Origin of the sequence: Solibacillus sp. FSL W8-0474 (genome assembly GCF_038004065.1) — a bacterium.
In the GTDB taxonomy this organism is placed as follows: domain Bacteria; phylum Bacillota; class Bacilli; order Bacillales_A; family Planococcaceae; genus Solibacillus; species Solibacillus faecavium.
In genome coordinates this window covers 657,213-678,848 of sequence record NZ_JBBOQJ010000001.1, presented here as the reverse complement: position 1 = coordinate 678,848, position 21,636 = coordinate 657,213, and the positions used below count along the sequence as shown (strand labels likewise).

The 21,636-nt window shown below is 34.7% G+C and carries 13 protein-coding genes; 5 read left to right on the top strand and 8 right to left on the bottom strand.

Going from position 1 to position 21,636, the window contains the following annotated elements; genetic code table 11:
• Positions 1–81 precede the first annotated feature (81 nt).
• From NYE67_RS03390 to NYE67_RS03380, 3 genes are all read right to left on the bottom strand, one after another.
• Positions 82–1,290 carry an ISL3 family transposase gene (locus NYE67_RS03390; RefSeq protein ID WP_340729177.1) on the bottom strand — a complete coding sequence of 403 codons (1,209 nt, stop codon included), beginning with the start codon at positions 1,288–1,290 and terminating at the stop codon, positions 82–84.
• 225 nt (positions 1,291–1,515) lie between these two features.
• Complete coding sequence (locus NYE67_RS03385; protein ID WP_340729176.1) at positions 1,516–4,221, bottom strand: S-layer homology domain-containing protein; 2,706 nt, start codon at positions 4,219–4,221, stop codon at positions 1,516–1,518.
• 383 nt (positions 4,222–4,604) lie between these two features.
• A complete protein-coding gene (locus NYE67_RS03380; protein ID WP_340729175.1) occupies positions 4,605–6,452 on the bottom strand; it encodes an SH3 domain-containing protein in 1,848 nt (615 codons plus the stop codon).
• Between the two features lie 266 nt (positions 6,453–6,718).
• Between NYE67_RS03380 and NYE67_RS03375 the strand changes: the two genes are divergently transcribed.
• The 3 genes from NYE67_RS03375 (at position 6,719) to NYE67_RS03365 (ending at position 10,408) form a co-directional block, all read left to right on the top strand.
• Positions 6,719–7,399, top strand: coding sequence for an amino acid transporter (locus NYE67_RS03375; RefSeq protein ID WP_340729174.1), 681 nt, complete (start codon positions 6,719–6,721; stop codon positions 7,397–7,399).
• Positions 7,400–7,416: 17 nt separating this feature from the next.
• A complete protein-coding gene (locus NYE67_RS03370) occupies positions 7,417–8,811 on the top strand; it encodes an HlyD family secretion protein (RefSeq protein WP_340729173.1) in 1,395 nt (464 codons plus the stop codon).
• A 118-nt stretch (positions 8,812–8,929) separates the two neighbouring features.
• Positions 8,930–10,408 (top strand): S-layer homology domain-containing protein, encoded by a 1,479-nt coding sequence (locus tag NYE67_RS03365; RefSeq protein WP_340729172.1) that lies wholly within the window; start codon positions 8,930–8,932, stop codon positions 10,406–10,408.
• Between the two features lie 83 nt (positions 10,409–10,491).
• Here NYE67_RS03365 and NYE67_RS03360 read toward each other — a convergent pair whose 3' ends face one another.
• The 4 genes from NYE67_RS03360 to NYE67_RS03345 form a co-directional block, all read right to left on the bottom strand.
• Positions 10,492–11,739, bottom strand: a complete 1,248-nt coding sequence (locus NYE67_RS03360) for a hypothetical protein (protein WP_340729171.1) — start codon at positions 11,737–11,739, stop codon at positions 10,492–10,494.
• Positions 11,740–11,827: 88 nt separating this feature from the next.
• Positions 11,828–12,655 (bottom strand): hypothetical protein, encoded by an 828-nt coding sequence (locus tag NYE67_RS03355; RefSeq protein ID WP_340729170.1) that lies wholly within the window; start codon positions 12,653–12,655, stop codon positions 11,828–11,830.
• 173 nt (positions 12,656–12,828) lie between these two features.
• A complete protein-coding gene (locus tag NYE67_RS03350; RefSeq protein WP_340729169.1) occupies positions 12,829–13,734 on the bottom strand; it encodes a helix-turn-helix domain-containing protein in 906 nt (301 codons plus the stop codon).
• A gap of 225 nt (positions 13,735–13,959) precedes the next feature.
• Positions 13,960–17,259, bottom strand: coding sequence for a DUF6359 domain-containing protein (locus tag NYE67_RS03345; protein WP_340729168.1), 3,300 nt, complete (start codon positions 17,257–17,259; stop codon positions 13,960–13,962).
• Positions 17,260–17,713: 454 nt separating this feature from the next.
• Here NYE67_RS03345 and NYE67_RS03340 point away from each other — a divergent pair, with 454 nt between their 5' ends.
• A complete protein-coding gene (locus NYE67_RS03340) occupies positions 17,714–17,866 on the top strand; it encodes a hypothetical protein (protein ID WP_340729167.1) in 153 nt (50 codons plus the stop codon).
• Between the two features lie 368 nt (positions 17,867–18,234).
• Positions 18,235–19,125, top strand: a complete 891-nt coding sequence (locus NYE67_RS03335; RefSeq protein ID WP_340729166.1) for a sulfurtransferase — start codon at positions 18,235–18,237, stop codon at positions 19,123–19,125.
• Positions 19,126–19,212: 87 nt separating this feature from the next.
• On the opposite strand, the gene NYE67_RS03330 is transcribed toward NYE67_RS03335, so the two are convergent.
• Positions 19,213–20,076 (bottom strand): polysaccharide deacetylase family protein, encoded by an 864-nt coding sequence (locus NYE67_RS03330; RefSeq protein ID WP_340729165.1) that lies wholly within the window; start codon positions 20,074–20,076, stop codon positions 19,213–19,215.
• Positions 20,077–21,636: the final 1,560 nt, after the last annotated feature.

Sequence of the window (21,636 nt, the reverse complement as noted above, 5' to 3'; positions counted from 1 at the left end):
TCAACGGTTTCATTAGTTAACTTTATTTTAAAACAAAGGTTCTAAGTCAAATGTTGGGGTGAAATCATTTTCAAACCGATTTCATCCCACATGATCACCCAAATTTTTATACTTCAAATTGAATAAAATCTTTACCTTAAAGTGATCGAAACGTCTGAATCCATATGCATTTCGTTTCATCACTTTTGTTTTATTATTAATGCCTTCTAAGAAGCCATTTGAATAACCAAATGTAAAGCTATTTAAAATTTCTGTCTGCCAATTTTTAAATGTCTGAATCGCACGTTTAAATGCAGGAATCCCTGATTCTTCAACTTGTTTGTAGAACTGAATGAGTCCCTCTTTAATCTTTGATACATCGCTTTCTTTTTTTGCCTGATCAAACCATTCACAGTAGGCTTGTTTTAGTTGATACGCTGCTTTTAATAAAGGGGACATCCCTGTATAGCGGGTTAAATAAAATCGATCCGTTTCTTTCAGCTTTTCAGGACGTTTATAGAGTACATGGCGCATTCGCTTGCACTTTTTTCGGTCGTATTCGTGCCATTCCTTTTGAACTTCTCGACGAACCGAATCTAATGCCCAATAAATATAACGGCAGTAATGAAAGCGGTCTGCCACAATAACCGGTCTTCCTAAAGCCTGACGGACCGCGGATTTAAAGGCAGGACTCATATCCATCACCACGATTTCCACTTCACTTCCGTAACGCTTTAAATAATCTTTAATCGTTTCTTTACGGCGATTTGGCAAAATATCGATTGGTTCTTTGGTTTCGGCATTCGCTATAATTAATTGATATTTCCCTGCATCTGTATCGCCTTTATATTCATCAATCGCTATCGCTTTTGGCAATTGAACCCCTTGGACCATTTCTTTTTGAGCGATTTTCTTAAAGCGACGAATCACGGTTGTACTGGAGGTACCCGTAACTTCCGCTGCTTCTTTAAAAGTTTTCGCTTTAATCGCACGAATACTTAACGCCTGATTCGCTTCTTTCGTAAAACGTTGATAACGCTCAATAAAGGATGCTTTTTCAGCGAACCGTTTTCCACATGCGCATACATAACGACGGCGTTTGTAAAATAGGACCGTCATGCGTTCAAACCATTTTAAATGCTTAATTTTTTGAATACGATAATCGTGTACTTTCGTTGTCCATTGTTGGCAGGCAGGACATTGATGTGCCTGACGTGGCAGTTCAACCGAAATCGCCACGCCCGTCTCCAGCTCTTCAATTTTCGTAATGTCTACACCTTTTAATCCTGGGAAATTCATGTTAAAATTCATACAGCACAAATCACCTTTCTATTGCTTGTTTCTCGACAATTCAAGTATATAAAAAAGTGTGAATTTGTGCCTTTTTTTATTGCGAAATTGTTTGAATACCCCAACAAATATTATAGAACCAAAACAAAAAAGACTGTAGGCAAACTCGAATTTCCTCGAGTTTGTCTACAGTCTGAAACTCTCTCTATAAAAATAGAGAGAGTTTTTTTTGAATATTTACTAATATTACTTAGCTTTTACTTCAATGTTTAATTTTTGAGCGTTTTTACGTTCAGCTTTATCTGTAACAGATGCGTTACCGATAACTTTTACAGTTACTGTATCTACTAATGAGAAGTTAACTTCTTTAGAAAGAGTTACACGGATAGTGTTTTCTTTACCAGCAACTGGTGTAGCAGTAGCTAAAGTAGCTTCAGCTACTTGACCATCTACGATTAATGAGAAGTCAGAAGCGAATGAAGTTCCTGGTAGAACTCCTTCATTATATGTTAATTCGATTGTTTCGTTATCAACGATAACAGCAGAAGTTAATTCTGGAGCTTTCGTATCTTGTACAGCAATTGTTTGCTCATAAGCTTTAACAGTTTTTGTACCTGCTAAGTTTTGAACGTTAGAAACTTTCATTACAGCTGTTTTGTTGTCAGCAGTAATTGTACCTTCAGCTAATTTAATTGTTGCTACTTTATTATCAGCATCGATAGTAATTGTTGCACCAGTTAATGCTTTACCGTCTAAAGTATAGTTAGCTAAATCAGTTGCAGAACCTGCTACTGCGCCACCTTTAACAGCTTCTGGGAAGTTAACAGTAATAGTATCATTTGAAGTTGTGATTGCACCTGCAGCCATTTCAAAGTCAGTTGAAGTTTTAGCAGTTCCAAAGTCAAACGTCATGTTGAATGTATCTGATTTGTTAGCAGCTAATGCTAAGTCTGTTACTAATTCTTTGTTGAATGTTACCGCTAATTTACCTTCAACTAAAACTGGAGTAGCAAACTTGAATGTTACTTTCTTAGAACCTTTTTCAACTGAACCAGTTAATGTATCTAGCTTATCATCAACTTTACCTTCAGCGTTTACAACAGTAGCAATATCTTTAAAATCAATTTTATCGTTAGCAGCTAATGCTTCGTTGAATTCTACAACGATTTCTTCTACTTTGCCATCTTCATCAACAATGATGTCATAGCCAGTTGCTACTGGTTTAACAGCGTCTTTTGTTAATGTTACAGATTTTGTAGTAGCAGCAAACTTGTTGCCTAAAGCATCAGTCATAGTTCCGCCTAATACTACAGTGAATGTACGAGAATCTTTGTTAGCGAAAACTGCGTTGTCTTTTAATTCTACTAAGAATTGTTTGTTGTCAGATTTTTCTACAACTGTTGCAGTGTCACTTGTTACTGCACCAAGTAATTCGTCTTTAACAATACCGTTAACTAATGCAGCTTTTACAGAATCAACGTTCATTGCTTTGTCGAAAGTTACTAAAATAGCGTTGTCGCCAGCAGCTTCGATTGTAGCAGTTGGAGCTACAGTATCTACAGTTACTTCAAATGCTTTTGAAGCTTTTACTGATTTGTTACCAGCAGTATCTACAACATTGAATAATTCAACAGTGTGAGTTTTACCAGCTTCAACTGTAACGCCTTCTAAAGTAACAGTTTTACCTTCAACTTTAATTTTACCAGCAGCCACATCTACGCCATTAATTTTTGCAGAACCGATTGTTGATTTTTCAGATAAAGTAACTACTACAGTTTCAGTAACTTTACCTTTTGTTACAGCTTTAACTGAAACGATTGATGGAGCAACTTCATCTTTGTAAGTTACTACAGAAACGAATTTAGCAGTTTTTACCAAACGATCTTTAGCAGTACGGATTGGTTCTACTACTACAGCAGCATCTTTAACGTTGATTGCTTTATCTGAAGTCAATGTTAATGTTTTACCATCTTCAGATAATGCAGCTGTATCTAAAGTTGTACCTTGAATTGATACTTTTTTATTGATATCAGATTTTAATACTGCTTCACTGAATTTAACTTCTACAGTTACGCCGTCAACAATGTTAACTGACATTACTTTTGGAGCTTCAACTTTGAAAGTTACTGTTGCAGTATATTCTTTACCGTCGATTGTGAAAGTTACTTCAGTTGCTTCGTTAGCTTCTAAAGCTTTTTCTAAAGTTACTACGTGAGTAGAATCATCAGATAAAGTTACGTTTAAAGTTTTTGCATCTACAGCTACTACTTCTTTAACTGTTAACTCAACAGATGTGTTGATTGTTTTGTTTAAGAATGAAGCGAATTGTCCACGAGTTACTGTGTTTTTAGGATTGAAGTTTTCAACTACAGAAATACCTAAATCACGTAATGATTGGATAGCTTCACGAGCTTCTGCTTTAGCAGTAGCTAAGTCAGCAACTTTAACGTCTTCGATTTTAGTAGCTAATTCTACTAAAGAAGTTTCGTTGATTGCTTTGAAAGCGCGGTCTAAAACTAGAGCCATGTTTTCACGAGTGATTTTGCCAGAAGCATTTAATGCACCGTTAGAACCGTTGAATACGCCAGTATCAGCTACTAATGCAGCATACTTTACTAATTCTTGGTCTTTAGCGTCTACAGCTACGTCAGTGAAACGAGCTTTAGTAGCGAAGTCAGCTGGGATTTCAATACCTTGTTTTTCTACCCATTTACCTAACATTTTCACAACTTGGCCACGAGTTAATTCTTGGCCTGGCTTGAATGTACCATCTTCAAATCCTTTAATGATACCTGCTTCAACTAATGCTTCAATGTTTACAGCGTGTGAGTTAGTTTCAGCAACGTCCTTGAATGATGCAGCAGAAGCTACAGGAACGATTGCAGATGCTACAAGAGTAGCTGTAGCAGCAGTTGCTACGAATTTAGTATATTTCTTTGGTTGGTTAGCCATAGAATGATTTCCTCCAATAAAACAATTTTTTATCATTTCTAAAAATGTTGTCTCGTATATTACGATAACAATTTTAAGTATATTAGTAAGATTTTTTTATGTCAATGTTATTTTACTAAATATCAACAAAACCTATTAAACATTGGAAAACCAATGTTTTTCATTTATGATTACTAAGTATTATTATTTTCCAATATTTATTTCATGTGGTAATAATTAGTTTTATAGTATAATTATATAAAAATTTAATTCAGTATATAATTGCATTTTTTTGATTTCCATTAAAGTATTTTTATTCCTTATTTTGTTTAATTGAAAATTACTTTGCTTGTAAAGGCACATAAAAAAAGCCGCCTCTATATAATTAGAGACAGCTGCGATTCTTATACTTTATTAACTTTTATTTTCCTGTTGTAAAATAAATATGCCCCGCCAAATAAACTAAATACTAAAGCTATCACAATTACTATAAAGCTCCACGATGCAGCTTTTTCTTTCTCTTCCATCCTTACACTTGCTTCCCCGGTGGCAGCTGAGGCAACAAGTGGTTCTTGTTTTCGATCCAGCCTAATTTCCTCTGGAATTTGCTGCTCTGCGATTAAGCTTTGCAATAGTGGTAATGTATTTTCATAAACTTGATACTTTTTTGTATCGATTAAATCAAGGTTTGAAATAGTGTCAATATATACCCATTTCATTCCGGATTTAAATGGGAGGCGCTTGAACACGACATAACCTTCGTGCAATTGTTCACCCGCAATTAACATATTCTCGTTTGATTCTGTTACGGTTACATCAATAGGCATTTGATAATCAGCAAAACCAAGTACATCATATGCATTTTCGAACTGCTCCACGCTTAATAACTGGCGATAAACATAATTGTCATATACTTCTGCTTCCTCATCTAACGGGAATTGGTAAACCGATTCATCGAGAAAACTCCCATCGGCCGATGCCAATGCATTGAACTCATCCGAATTAATCGTGGTACCATAAAAATCTCGAATTACATTTTCGATTTGCGAACGATCAATATATTGCATATTTGGCTGCAGAGAGTTCTCGTTACCTTTAGGAAATTGACTTGCTCCATACCCTGGCAAACCACATTTCATTCCTTCTTCTACATTTTTTATCATTGTATATACATTACGCGAAACAGCCTTTTCATATGGCATTTCTAGGAATACTGATTGGGCAAGCTTTAATTTCAGCGTTTCTATTTCTCCGGATAGCATTTCGGTATTTTTTTTGGAGGTAGCATTTGATGCTAAGTTCAGCAATTCATTTTTGACCCGATTTAAATCGAATGAAAACTTATTTGAAAGCGATGCTGAATTATAATCATCCCTATAGATTATTTTTGTACCCTTAGCCTTTTCGTACTTCGCAAAAAATTCCTTATACTCTTTTTCTGAAACTCCCCTTGTTTTATCACCATTTGATAAATGGAATTTTTCTAAATAGACCGTTTCATCATATTCATTCTTTTTTTCTCCGCCATAGAAATCTTTTGAGGTTACTTGTTCATGTGTAAAGGTAAGCTCAGAAGGTTTTCCATTACTTGATTGCACAATAAAATAAGTATGCAAATATGTATTAGCAACTATTTCATATGAACTTTTCCCTTCACTTACTTCATAATAATCCGTTATCGCCTGATCATTTAATTCCGATAATTTAAATTTCTTTACGGAGTTTGCCTGTGTATGGTGGAATATATAATAATCTGTCGTATCTTTCAAAACGGTTAAACCATGTTTTAAGTTTTTTTGATATATGACTGTATTACCACTGTAAATCTTTTCAATATATTGTCCATTTGAAGGATCCGCATCAGTAACAATATACAAATCTTCTATACCATCTTGCGTAAAATCATTTACTAATGCATAAACGAGATGCTCTGTCTCCTCGAGCAATTTATAATATATCGAGTAATAAGGAAGTAAGTCTTCTGCAAATGGCGTAATGACTTCATTACGAACCCAGCCAATCCGACCATTATATTCAACTTTCGACCAACTATCCTCCTGACGTATTAGCTTCACTCGCCCGCCCGGCTTCAATACCGCAACTTTCATACCATCCGGATTTGCTGTAGCTGTCATGTTGACCCCTTGCTCAGCAGAAATAATGGCAAACTTTACTTCTTCTGCAGGTACATTGTCTGCAAACCCTAACACACCGAATAAAACTATAATCAACAGCATAAAGCTCTTTTTCATTAAAATTTACCACTCATTCCTTTAATATCCTTACCATGTAATTTTAACAAAAATATAGATTAAAAATGTGGATAATTTATGTTTCTTTCTCGGTTTACTTATTACTTTATACTGCATTAAAAATACTAGTATGTGTCTATCAGTTCATTTTCTTCACAATAAAGACTTATAATGGATTTAGTCAGCTATTAGATTGTAAATATATGTGTAAAACCCTATAACTTAGGGTACTTATCATATGTTATTAAAATTATTGAGGTGAATTTATGTACGAATTCAAATTTTGGCAGCAGCTTTCTCACCCCTCACAACTCATACATAACCTGGAAAGTAGCGAAGATCATAAACTTAAAGGGTATTTAACAAGTGTTTGGGTAATTTTTGGCTTTACGTTACTTTTCTTTATTGTACGCAACTTTTGGGGGATGAACACTGCGGATTTAACCGCTCTACTTGTAAATGGTGAAGGTCATTTATATAGTTTTGCCCGCATTATGTCTTTAATTGGGGCCATTTTAGCAGGCGTTTTATTTTTTGTTTTCCATTATTATGTCATTACATACGTTATTTACTTACTTACGAAAATTCCTTATCGTTGGATTCAAAAAATTCAACTTTATACGTTATTTTTCATTGTCCTTGAGAAAACACTGACAATCATCATTTTTGCAGTTGCTGGTTTTTCCACTCCATTCACATTGTTCTCTTTGGCTCCGGCTATGGCATACGTGTATTATCAAGATTATTTATTGTTTTTCCTTAACCAATTAACACTCGCAACGATTATTACAGTATGGATACAATACATATTTTTATCGAATTGGTTCGAGCGTCCAAAAACCTTACTTTTAAAATTAATATTGATTCAAGTTGTTTTTGCCGCGCTAGTCGCGCTATTTAGCATTCTTCCTGTTTTAACTTGGATTGAAGGGTGGCTTGGTCTGTAATGCGTATAACGAGAAATGTGAAATTGTTCAGTATAATAGCCACATTATTTGTACTGGCAAATGGCTATTTACTATTAAAGGACAACGATATTATTTTAAAGAAATACTACATTAATAATGTTCAATTTGCCGTAGCGGAAAATCATGAAAAAGTTTTCGAAACCGAGGCAGTAGTATCATCTAAGTACGAGCATTTCATCGCAGCACCTGTACAGTCCATTAACGAAGTGCTTGTTTCAGAAGGACAAAGTATTAGTGCACTGAGTGAACTCGCGATTTATAAGCCCGAAGAAGCAGAACGTGAAATCACACGTCTTCAAACTGATCGGGAAGCCTATGCAAATGAATTAGCTGAATTAGAAAGAATTGTTTCCGATTTACAGTATGAAAGTGGTAGTTCTACACCAAGTACTGCTACAGATTCAACAACTCTAGGGGATAATGAAAACTGGAATATCAATTTAACTTTAGAACTTGGCATTGAGCAAAATACACCAACAGCAGAAGGTATCGCAGTTATCCAGCGCTCCATTGCAGAAACCGAGCGCCAGCTTAGTATATTAGATAGTATGATTTCTCAATTAAGCAGTAATAACTCTCTTACTTCTCCAGTTGACGGTGTTGTAAAAGAGATTGTACTCGAGGGCGATTCTATAACCTTTAAAATTCAGTCTCAAGAAAAGAAAGTTGTTGCCTATGTTACATACAAAGATTGGCAGGAAATCGAAATTGGTCAGTCGGCTACAATTACATTTGATGATAAAGATGAATATAGCGTTGAGGGTCATGTATTGGAAAAGCAGCAAATTCCAGCACGTAATTCCATCGCATTTAATGAAATGATCAAAAAGAAAAAAGTCAATCGTGATGAAACAGTTTATGAAGTTAGCATTGAACCTACGGATTTGTTATTGGAAAAACCTATAGGTACTCTAGCTACAGCAAAAATTACAACAGTAGAAGCTAATGATAGTTTCCAAGTACGGGATCATTGGCTTGTTCAATATATGGAAGGTGATGAAGAAAATCTGATCTATACTGTTGGGGACGATGGAAAAACGAAGCTTGAGCCTGTCGATGTCGTATTTAAGCATAAAGCAGAAATCAATCAAAAGGACTTTATGTATGAAGAATCGGTTGAAGAAAACTCTGAAGAGACAAAGATACCTGCTGAACCGCGTATTCAGACGGTTCAACTAAAAGATCCTGACGAAAAAGAAAATGAGCCTACTAAGCACGATTTGGAAAATACAGCCGTCTTCACAGCACCTATTGCCCCAAACCAGATTTTTATAGACGGAGATGAAAAAAACCTGTTTGCGCCGACATTCAGACCTTATCCATTACAAACTTTTGACTGGGACTATGTAGATGTCACATGGAGAGAAACGTTATGGTATTTAATAAAATAGCGAGTGTTTGAGAATAAAGCGAGCGGGTAAAGTCAGAAATAAATAATGACTCCCGCTCTTTTTACGTAAATATAATGCATTCACGAAAATAAATAGAAATAAAAAGGAGTAGAAACGAATGACAAAAAGAATGACAAAAACTTTCCTGGCCGCTACTTTCTTCGCTTCTGCATTATTCATTGCCGGCGATGACGCTTCTGCCAAAAAGGCATTTTATGATGTAGAAAATAGCCGAAATTCCCACACGGAAGCTATTCAATATTTAAATAATCTTGACGTTTATGACTATAAATCCGGCAATCAATTTAATTTTAGCCGACCAGTTTCCCGAGCAGAGGCCTCGAAAATTCTTCATACTATATTGTCAAATGATTCAAGTTTGTCTATTCCGAAAGTACGCTCTTATAATAATCAGTTAAAGGATTTAAGAAATTCAACCACTTTCTCTAAAGAAATTATTTGGGCATATGAAGCAGGTATTTTTGACGGAGATGAATATGGAAACTTCAATCCGGATCAGGCAGTAAAACGTTCACACCTATCAAAAATTTTAGTAGAAAGCTTTAAACTAAAAGGAAAAGATACTTATAGTTTTAGAGATGTTTCAAAATCAAGCTGGTATTACGAGTATGTCAATATTTTGGCAAGTCAAGGGATTACAACAGGTAATGAATCGAATCGTTTTTTACCGAACAATAATGTAACGAGTGCGCAAATGGCTACTTTTTTATATCGTACACTTAACTATAAAAATACTGGACAAGTAGGAGGAAACACTCCTCCCCCACCAGCTGCTGAAAAACCAGATACTGCCACAGAAACATACAATAGCGAATATGACTTTGCTTGGAAACAGACCGGGAAAAATATAGAATTTGAATTAGAAGGCGTTGATAACAATAAAATTGTGGCACGTTATATGACGAAAGAGGGTAAAAGTTTCTTCGGTGCACAAGAGTTAAAAATCGGTACCGCTACAGCTTCACAAGTCAAGGCAAAATACGGAACAAAAAATGCCTCAGTTCGTCGCGGAAACGTTAACTTTAATACCGCATCGTCCAATGAATACAATTTCTATTTGATTGATGATTATTACGTGACATTCTTTTATGATTTGCATAAAAAGAATGTGATCCGTTCGATTTTATATGTACAAAAAGATTATGAAGTGAAAAAGGATGGCTTCTACGGAAGTATTTCCGATACGCAAAAACATTCCGAGCAATTAATGGTCGAACTCATGAATCAAGCACGTGCTGCTGAAGGCGTTCAGCCATTAACCCATTCACCGCAATGGGCCGCAATTGCCCGAAAGCATAGTAAGGACATGATTGATAACAACTATTTCTCTCATACGAGTCTTTCAGGTGCCTCTCCCTATGACCGCATGCTTAGCGGTGGAATGAGTAAAGCCGAACTTAGAACATGGGGCGAAAATATTTCCTATGGTCACTATAATGTAATTTATGCCCATGAAGGCTTTATGAACAGTAAAGGACACCGCGATAACCTATTACAATCCCGCTTCAACCATGCGATTGTAGGGTTGGAGTATAGTAGTCAGAAAGCACCTTACTTTACGATTAATTTTTATTAAATAATATTAGAACACATTTCGCTCATCTTTTCAGTGAAATGTGTTCTTTATTATTTTGAACGAGTTATATAAAATTTTTAAATTTACTCCTCCCACCAGTTAAATTGCTCATACCAATTTAAGATGTTTTCATCATGGGCGTATATTAGTTTTTCAACTGGAAAAAGCTCTTCATGTATTTCTCTCATGATTAACCTTACACTCATTTTGTTGTGAGAGTTTTTATATAGCTCAGTTAACGCTAAAAGAATATGCTTATATTCATCATATAAAGGGATTGTATAAAGTGTTATATCTATATAATCCGACGGTTTTATAAGTGGTAATCTTGCCCACAGTTCAGTAATTAATAGATTAATATAATCATTCTTATACGGAATTGATTTTCTCAAATAATTGGTTGTTTTATGAAATACATAATTATAAAGTTGAACTGCCTCTTCTTTTCTTTCTTGGGCTAGTAACCACTCAGAAGCCATGGTCCCTACAGTATATAAATGGACAATTCGTTTATCCATTTTATAAAGCTCTTTATTTTGTACTCCCCAGCCCTCTGTAGGCTGCTTAATCCGATTAACAGCTAGTTTAAAACTGTCTAATGGTAACTTCTGTTGTGCTAAAATTCCTGCTGTAAGCCATAAAAATTGATAATCATCTAAATTTTTCTGAAGATTATAAGACCAAAAAAATTCATTGTTTTCGACAACTCTTAAATACACCTCCCAAATCTCGCTCCTATTTTTAGAATCTTGTCCCTCAAAATGCAGTAACATTGCGGATAGAAGAGATGCAGGTGTTTGTATATTAATAAAAAATTCAATTGAATCATTTAAATGGTTGGATAGGTACTCTATACATGCCCTTCTTACACTTAGATATTTCTTCTGTTGAGGAAGAGCCTCTATTTTAATATTGCAAAGCACGATTTGTACAATTTCTGTTATTAATTCATTATTTATAACTGATAACTCTTCTAATAAATGCTGAATATTTACTTTTTCATCAACATCAAAATATTCATTTACTAGCAAGGTTGCGAGAAGTTTTATTTCCTCTTTACTTTTTTCATGTTGAAAATGTTGAGAAAAATTGAAAAGGATAATTAACCCTTCTTTTAGATCCTTAAACTGATTTGTTTTTCCAAATGATTGGGCGGATTCATTTGAATTTGAATCAGGATCAGTTTTAATTTCCACTCTTAGTGGATTAAAAATACGTAAAGCCCTTGACGTTGTTACCTTTGACCAAAACTCTATTGGAAAATTAGTTAGAAATTTCTCTCTTTTTTTATTTTGGTAGTAATCTTGTAGTGGCCAGTCTTCTGAAATCATTTAAATCCTCCATGGAAAAATAACTTTATCAAATGAAAGGTTTAAATCTTTATCTTTGCTCTTGAATTGTCATTTTTATCTGTTGCATTTACAGGAATAAGATTTTGTCCTCATATATTAAATGCTTATACCGATCAAATAATTTCACATTTAATTCTTTTACTATGTATGGTAATTTAATAAGCATTTTATTCTGTGTAATCTTTCTTTTTAATTGAAAACCTTGTGCCGAAAATTGTGTATCTGTAATTTCGATTTCCCCACCTACTATTGTCTTTCCAATTCTTTCGTAAAATAATACAGCTATAGAGGCTTCTTTTGGAATAGCTACAACTTTTACCAATCTCAAATAAGGATTCGGGAGTGCAAGTAACATTGCACCGATGAACTCTTTATACATGGATAAATTAAACCCAAGGTACTGTTTAGTTAAAGTATCTATATTAAAAATGTCCTGTTCATTTAATTGCTTTAATATTAATTGATTCTCATCAAAACTTGCCCAAATCCTAAATGCAACAGATCGCTTCGGTAAAATATGTTCCAATGGTGTTCGGGGATTTCTTGTATCTTTTGTTAAAATTTTTTCAATCGAATTTGCTGAATAATTAGAGGGAAGAATTTTTGTTCTATGTAATATTTTTGGATTTCTAAAGTAAGCCAGCCCCTCTTCTGGAGTTCTTGTAAACTTCCTGCTTATATATAATGTTCGATGTTGATCAAGTTTAATATATACAAAGGGTACTCTTTTCCCATTCTTTCTTATCGATTCAATTGCAAGAGAAAATTGTTGCTCATTGGGGCAAAGTTCAATAATAGAGAGTATGTTATGGTATGTATCATGTATCCGGTGGTGTATCCATATTGTAGTAATTTCTGCCCTTGTAAATTCTTGAATTAAAGAATCTAATAACATAACCCGCCTCTTTCTTTTATTGAAATTCACAATGACCATTAATAATATTTAATACTATTTTAGCATCTACCTGTTCAATTAAATAAAATGTCCACTAAAATTGACTTTTTTAATAAAAAAAGTAGGATCTCTAAACCGGAAATACCGGTTAGAAATACTACTTTTCTAGGAAATTATTTTTTTGTTATTTGGAAAGATATCTCTAAATTTTCCTCTGTATTTTTTACAACTTGAAAATTCAAATGTTCTAACAGTGCAATACATTGCTTTTGTTTATTTGTCATATTGAAATATCCTAAGTAAGATAAAATCCTTTCTAAATCCTGTGTAGATTGTTTTTTGTTCGTAACTACATCTAGCACTTCCCGGAAAAACCTCTTCATTGATTGGTAATACATATCATTTTGTAGGACTTCACTCATATTCTCATATTCTATGAAGTAATTTTCAGCAACGGAAAAATTCGTTTCTAGTATATTTTTATTAATGATATTTAAAAGTAGCAGCGCATATTCATTACGATATCTTCTTAAAAGCTGGAAATTAGTAATTACACCTTTACTTCGTTTAAACACAATGTCGATTAAATCTTGGGAAAAGTAATTAATTGAATTGGAAAAAAGCATAATTTCGTAATAACCCCATGAATTACAATTTAATAAATAATTACTTAATTGCTCAAATTCTTCAGCAGCTGGTTCCCCTTTAAGTATTCGCAGCATATTACTTACCATAATTTTGTAATGAAGATATTTAATATTATTCGTTCTCTTATATTCCTTACATAACTTTTCAATCAACAATTTTAATCCTTCAATATCTTTTTTGTAGTATGTGGAAGCTATATCACTGAATAAATGAAACTCTACACTTTCTTCTTTAGTATGTAGGACATAAAACTCATCAAGGGAAATATTTAACCGGTCCAATAATACAAAAAACTTACTTACTGTTGTATCACTCTCGCCTTTCTCAAAATTGCTGCGAGCTTGGCGAGACAAAAGGTCCATATAAAGCGATTGAGAAGGTATTTTTTTGGCCAGCCTTAATTGCTTAATTGTCTCACCAATACTATTCATTTCCATCTCGTTACACCTCATGTCTAACAATTATTTACAATAATTATAACATGAAAAATTTAATACTATATTTAATAAGTATAATATCATTCCAAATATATGGTATTTAATTTCTAGCATTTATGTAAAAAACCAGTATTCACCTAAACCTTAGGGAAATACTGGTTTTCCAAATTGCATTTTAGTAAATCTGAATTTTTATCTGCTATAATATTTCGCAATCTATTACTTAAATTCAATATCCTCTACTGAAGCTCCCTTTGTATACGTAATGTTCGCTCCTGCAGGTAAATTGCGAATTTCTTTTACATTTTTTCCTTCAATAATAATTTTACCTATTTGCGTTCCTTTAAAATCAATAATTGCCTCCTCTTTTTTCGGACTAATTGTGACTGTTTTATCCGCAAATCCTACTCCGTGGAATTCTGCATATTGACTAAATACCGCAACCCCGTTTTTAATATTCGTATTTTCTCCTAATGTAAGAGATATACTAGGACGATTCATGATTAACTTACCTGTTTTATAGTTTTTATAATTGTACTCATTTTCCGGCACGATTGGCTCCGGTGTTTCCTCTTTACCTGCCTTCAAGTCAATTTGAACTAATACAGGATCATGGTCAGACGCACGACCTTGTGCTTCTGTGAAGTTCGCATTAATATGAATCAAATCAATCTCCGTCACATTAGCAAGATTATTCGATACTAAAATATGATCTAGCACTTGGTTATTCCCTTGGAAGTAGTAAGTGAAACGATCTTCCTCCGGCGCTTTATCCACCATGTTCGTTAAAATATCACCCTTTAATGTTTCAATTGCCGGTGTGAATTCAAAGTCATTCATATCACCCGCTACGACAACATTTAAATCTGGATCTTTTGCAAGCCCTTCATTGATGAAATCATTGATTGCCTGTGCAAGCTCAAGGCGTTCCGATACAGAGCCTAAAACTGGTGGCTGTGTTGGTCCCCAAAGTGAATCATCCCCACCTTTAGAGTTTAAATGCGCTCCAATCACGATGATTCGTTCTTCTTGGAATTCAAATTCTGCTGCAATTGGTTTACGTGTATCTTCAAATTTTAATGGATCGACAAAACCTGGGTTCAATGTCAGGCTTCCATCTGCTGTCCATGCGTTTGCTTGATCACCCGTTCCTTTTACACCTTCCACAAGTGAAACACGTGTTGGGTTGTATAAGTACCCTACACGGATATTGCCGCCCGGTGCACCGCCAACTGTATTGTTAATCGGTGTAACGTCAGTCCAATCATAAGAAGGTCCACCTGCTGCTATAATTGCGTTAATTAAACGCATATAACTTTCCGATGCATCAGCATTGCCTGAATCAATTTGACCATCATTATCTTGTACTTCCACTAATGTGATAATATCTGGTGACTTCATATTATGCACAAAGCTTGAGGCAATTTTCCTTACTTTTTCATCTGGCGTATTGTCATTATTGTTCGAGAAATTTTCGATGTTATAAGCAGCGACATTCAGCTTTTCCGTTACTGGTTCAAGATGTGTTACTTCCTGCTGAATATTTGCCTTTGTTACTTCCGGGAATACTTTATTCGTATTCAGTCGGTAGCCATCTGAGAAGTTTTCTACAAATCCGATCAGTGATTCATTAAAACGATCGCCTGATTCATAGTTTTTACCTGCTACACCTTCAAGCATAATTTTCTCCGGGTTATAATCATCGGCAGCAATATTTAAACCACCATTTACGTTAAATGTGTTATTTGTTGTACTCGGTACGACAATCGGAGAATCATTATTGTAGATCGGTCCAATTACTCTCGCGTCAGGGAATGATACGCGCATGTACTCGATTGATTCCCAGAAATCGATACCGTCTTCCTGTGGATCAAAAATTGCAAAACTGTCATTATCGATAATTTTGTTTGGCGGGAATAAGTCCTCTCCTATTACAAGAGGTTCTGGCATTACGGTATTACCTGTTTTTGTAATTGTTGTTGCAGAAATTTGCGTATCTTTTAAACGCGTGTTCCCACCTACTTCAATTACTTCACCAGTTACTTTTACTGTGTCTCCAACCGCCACATTATGTGCCGATTTATTTACTTTAATCGCTGTTGACTTTACGCCATCGAAAGCTGACTCGTCTTCTTGCATGATGAAGCTCGTAGAATCAATAACAAATGTTACGACCCCTTCCACATCATTTACGGAAAAACCTAAATATGGGGATGTATGACTCGCCCCTTGTATATCACTAGTCGTAGCATTCTCAATATCAATAATTTCGTAAACAAACGTTGCAATGGCACTGTTTATTAAACCTTCTTTCACTGCAATCGCTTTAATCGTCATTGGATTATTAACAGTAATTTCACCTGTGTACTTTGTACTTGCTGTAGTTGGCGTTGAGCCATCCACTGTGTAATAAATTGTTGCACCTTCTGTAATTGTAGAAAGCGTTACATTCGTACCCGCTGTTACTCCACCAATATGAGAAGCTTGAATGTCCTGAACTTTTGTTGTATCTTCAATGATTTGGATCGGAAGAAGCTGATGATTGGTAAATTGTCCAACAATTCCCGTAATTTCACCATACGTTTTACCAGTAACCAAACCCGAATTTCTCGTTTTATCATAAATAGCGAATGTACCAGCCGTGTCTGTTCCTGTGAAGTTTTGACCTGAACCAGTAATCGCAACATTTTTTATCGTTACAAGTCTCGATTCATTTTCTTCTGCAATGCCTGCACTTGTCACGATATGTGGCTGTGGTACTACCGATGAAACCGGTGTACCTACGAGCGTAATATTAGTTAATTGTTTTAATCCACTGTACTCGGCAACCTTGCCTTGAACCGTTACAAGGTCTCCCACCTTAGCAGAAAGACTATCTACAGGGTAAATTGCAATTGCTGCCCCATCTTCATCCTGGATATGAGCTGTAGCCGTTTCTAGCTTTGCTGTCACAATACCTGATACAATCACGACGTCCCCGATTGCAGCTTTACGTGCATCGCTAATAGAAATAATTTCTCCAACTGGAGGATCAGTTGGCTCACCAGGACTAGGTGGATTATCTCCAACAAAAGTTATGGCAGATAATGATTTTATTCCTGCATGGTTCCCAAAGTATTTTTCCAACGAACCTGTTAATTTAATTTTAGCCCCTAAATTACTTGGGTTCGATTTTAAACCAAATTCTGCTCTAAATGTAGAAGGTGAAGAGGGTAATTGAATATAAAGCATCTTTGCCACATCGGTCTCACCAGGAATTTGTGCTATCGCAATATTGGTATCGCTTTCTGCTTCTACCACATAAGACGTTTCACTTTTGGCAAACCCTACTATATAACCCTCGACAGTAACATTTGGCTTAACAGCTGTTGCATCAAACAAACTGATGGCTTCATCAACCCCAATGGCCTCTGTCGTTTCCGCATTTACAACTGCCAGATGAGGTACAATCATTGAAATTACTAGTAAAAATGATAATGCAATTTTAGAAATGAAATGATTAATTCCTGGTTTTTTCATTCATTTAGCTCCTTATCGTGTTTTATAGTTTGCTAAAAACTCTCCATATTACTGCAAATGTTAAATATCCTCTCCTTTATTACACGATTCTTATAAATTACTATAGTTAACGAATTTATTTTAACAGGAAAATGATAAATAAATTGTAAGTTAATATGAATTTTTAGAATTATAATAAAAATACATATTTGATACTATTATTCGTCTAAATAAAGCATTACCAAATACCTTCTATTAGTTTAAAATCTTATGTAATTTGAACGGACACCTATATAGAGCAAATTGACAGTGGAATTTTATTGTAAATTAATAAAATTTCTATAATCGGTTAATCTATAGAGAGAAAAGGTGAAGTCATATTCATGATTGGCTTTTTCAAAACTTAATGGAGGTTGAGGTATCAAATATGAGCAAAAATTCTAACAAAATAATTATTGTTAAGAAGGCACATCCTGTGAATAAGTTACAAGCAAATCAGAAGCGTCAGAATTTCTTGCATGAAGAATTTGGTTCTGAATTACACCCCGGTTCAACCAATGATTTTGCAGAAAAACAAAAATCTACAGAAAAAAATCAACCTGTCAGCGAACGCACAGCTTGGAACTAGTTTATATTTGAATACATTCAACACATTAAAGAGAGGGAATCAAGGTTTGTGCCTTGGTTTCTTTTCTTTGTGTAGAGAAGGATGCTCAGAATCAGGTTTCCACATACTCCTTGAAATCTTCTATATTTCTGGCGATTCGTTCTACTTTTCCTTTTATACTTTCTACTTCTATAAAGGAAAGATTAACTTTACACATGAAATGTTCTACTTTTATTAGAAAAGCCCACTTTTGGGTAATTAGTAAGTTCATAGAGTAGGCAATTGATAAACATTCCATACATATCAGATGAACTTACTATATATTTGTGTTAAAGTAAAATTTATACAGAGACAGTTTAATAATAATAGAGAAAAAGGAGTTTTAGAAAATGAGAACTATTCCATATTTAGTAGATGGCGACTGGTTAGAAGCACGTTTAAAAGATCCAAACTTGCGCTTAATTGATGCCTCTACTTTCTTAAAAATTCCAGAAGGCCAAGGTTTCCCAGAATTATGGTCTGGTTTTGAAGCCTATCAGGAAGAACATATCCCAGGAGCTGCTTATGCTGATTTACTAAAGGATTTCACGAATCATGAAGGCGCGGCACCATTTACAATTGCAACTCGGGAACAATTTCTGAAAGCAGTGGAGCCATTAGGAATTACTGATGAAACTTATGTAGTGATCTATGACCGTGGACCATTAGTAAATGTTGATATATTAGCATCCGATTGGTCAGCACGTTTACGCTGGCAGTTAAAATATGAAGGCTTCGATAATGTAGCCGTATTGGACGGTGGATTCCGTAAATGGAAGCTCGACGGACGCCCTACAGAATCCGGTATTTCGGAATATGTACCTGCACCATTTTCTGGAGAACGCCGTGAACATTTAATTGTCACAAAAGAAGAGGTAAAAGCTGCTTTAGGTGATGAAAACATAGTATTAATTAATAGTTTGTCAGAGGCAGATTTCCGTGGCGAAACAACGACATACCCGCGCCCTGGTCATATCCCTGGAAGCAAGCATGCCTTTTTCGGAGCTCACTCTAATCCAGAAACTCGTTTACTTAACGATGATGCTACATTACAAGCAACGTTTGAAAAGTTAGGCGCACTTGATCCAAGCAAAAAAGTTATTACTTACTGTGGTGGCGGAATTGCCGCGACATGGAATGCATTATTGTTGAATAAATTAGGGCAAGAAAATGTGGCGGTGTATGATGGTTCGTTGAATGAATGGGCAAGTGATGAGAGTTGTCCGTTGGTGACGGGATGAATTAAAATATGATGTATTAACAAGTCAGATTAGCTTTGTGAAGAGAAATCTTTGCAGGGCTTTTTCGTTTTATTTATACTAATATAGTTATTTCTTTTTATTTAGAGTTACTTTCTTTAGCACACTTTCAGCAGATACATAACTATTAGTTCCATATCGTTTAATCCGTTCTGAGTTTTCACCAGGATAGTTCATATCTTCTATTATGGAAAAGCTAATTTCATATCCAGCTTCCCTGACTGCTCTTTCTGAAACCTCATCGAACGAGCCATATGGATAAGCAAATGTTTTAGGCTCTTTACCTATATTTTTCGTAATCAACTTATGTGCTAGTGTTAAGTCGTTGACTATGATATTTTCTCTAGTAGTATTAGATATTTTCTTTCCTTGCTTAGTCATATTAGTTATCATAGCTTCAAAACCTTTAGTATTTCCATTGCCCCTCCAGTGAAGATCATGTGTATGGTTACCAATTTCTATATAGCCTGAGGCGCTCATTTCCTTTAACTGTCTCCAATTTGACATTCGACTATGGAACCTTTCACCACTCTCTATATGACTCGTTATGACAAACAAAGTTGCGTTCATATTTAATTCCTTGAGAATTGGAAAAGCATTATCATATACACTCTCATAACCATCATCAATTGTTATCATGAATGAATTCTCCGGTAAGTCAATATCCCCTTGCAGGAACATTACTAACTGGTCAGTAGTAATTGTCGTCCAACCATTATTCTTAAGTAATGTTAGATGCTCTTTAAATAATTTGGGAGTGGTATTTATGCCAGGAAGGCTCGGTTTTTCATCAAATGAATGATACATTAAAATGGGGATGTAGGTAGCATTTTTATTTTCAGCTTGTTTTTCACCTAAATTAAAAAAGGAGAAAAATAGAACGATTATTAGTATACTGATGATTATTTTTCTCATTTTATATTTGAGTCCCATGCTTCTGATAACCAACTAGTTTAATCCGCTTAAATAAGAAACTCCTGACCCTTGGATGATAATAACCCTCCTTCAATACATTACACTTTTCATGCGTGATGCCATAAGCACAATTATCAACTTTTTCAATATAACAATGTGACAGTGGTAACCCTCTCCTCTTCGTATAAGAAAACGATTTTTTAATTTAAATATACTCACTAAATTACCTATTTATGAACAAAAACCTGCATGAGCTTTTCAAAAATAGTTGGTAGCCTATTTACTTTTATCGTAAGATTTAGAATTTTAGCGAGGTATTGATTTTACATCATTATAAATTATAAGGCCGAATAAATTAACCATACTCCGTAAGGCCCTAAATCACCTAATACACGATTGATATTAGCAACTGAAATTCCCCCTATTTTCTCGGTTGCAAAAAATACTCTGAATCGACATCTGGACGTTAATTGTCCATGTAATCTTTTAACAACTCATACAACTTATCAGTCATCGGTATCTTTCTATCTTTATTTCCCTTTCCACCATTGAAAAAGAAATTTCTTATCGAAGTCTATTGTTTCAAGAGTAATGAAAATTTAATAAATATCGTGGTTTTAACTTCACAAATTTTAGGAAGTACTGTTCAATCTCTTTAATGAATGGTTCTGGTAGCTTATTTTCAGCTTTAAGAAATTCAATATCACTTAAACATTGAATAATTTTCATAACGTTTACCTTCTTTCAAATCATTTTATAGTAGATCAACTGCATTTTGTTTTTCTTCTTTAGATGTGTTGATATAATGCTTTACAGTCATATTAATTCCAGCGTAACTTGCTAATTTAGTCACTGTATTTATTTCAAAACCATTTTTTAAGCCATTCTCTCGTTATACAAAAACTGCGTGAATCCTTAATATTAGGATCACGCAGTTTCTATTTTTATTAGTTAATGCTTACTTCAAGCTCTTTTGTTTCACCATTTTCATCACGGAAACGAATTGTTACTTTTGTTATATCTGTTTCAATCAAACTAGCAAATCTTGTTTTATCAAATGCAATATTAATTTTTCCATCCTCAGTAGTTGTTACAGCAATGCTATCTGCACTTGTAATAGTTACTGTGTCAGCAGTTGTACCAGTAATTAACTCAATTGAGTCAATTGTCGTTAATTGCGTAATTTCTGTGTTTGTAAATGCAATATTCACTGTGTCAGCTGTAGTCGTAATTACACCCGCCGTATCATTCGTAGTATTTTCTGGAGTTCCTGTTTCTTCTCCTGGGTTATCTGTATTTTCTTCTGGATTTTCAGTATCTTCATCTGGGAATGCATCTTGTGGTTCACGTGGTTCTGTTAAAGTATTTACTGGACGAACTTCTACATTTTCACCATTATTCGTTACAACTAAATCAAATACGTTCCAGTAAATTTCTGTGCCTTCACCTTCTGGTACTTTGAAAATATGGGCTGGTGCTGTCGCATTTCCTAAGAATACTTGAACTTTTGCACCAGAAGTACGTAATGTATTACTCCCAGAGAAATGATGTACATAGAAACGGTATTCCCCATCTAAT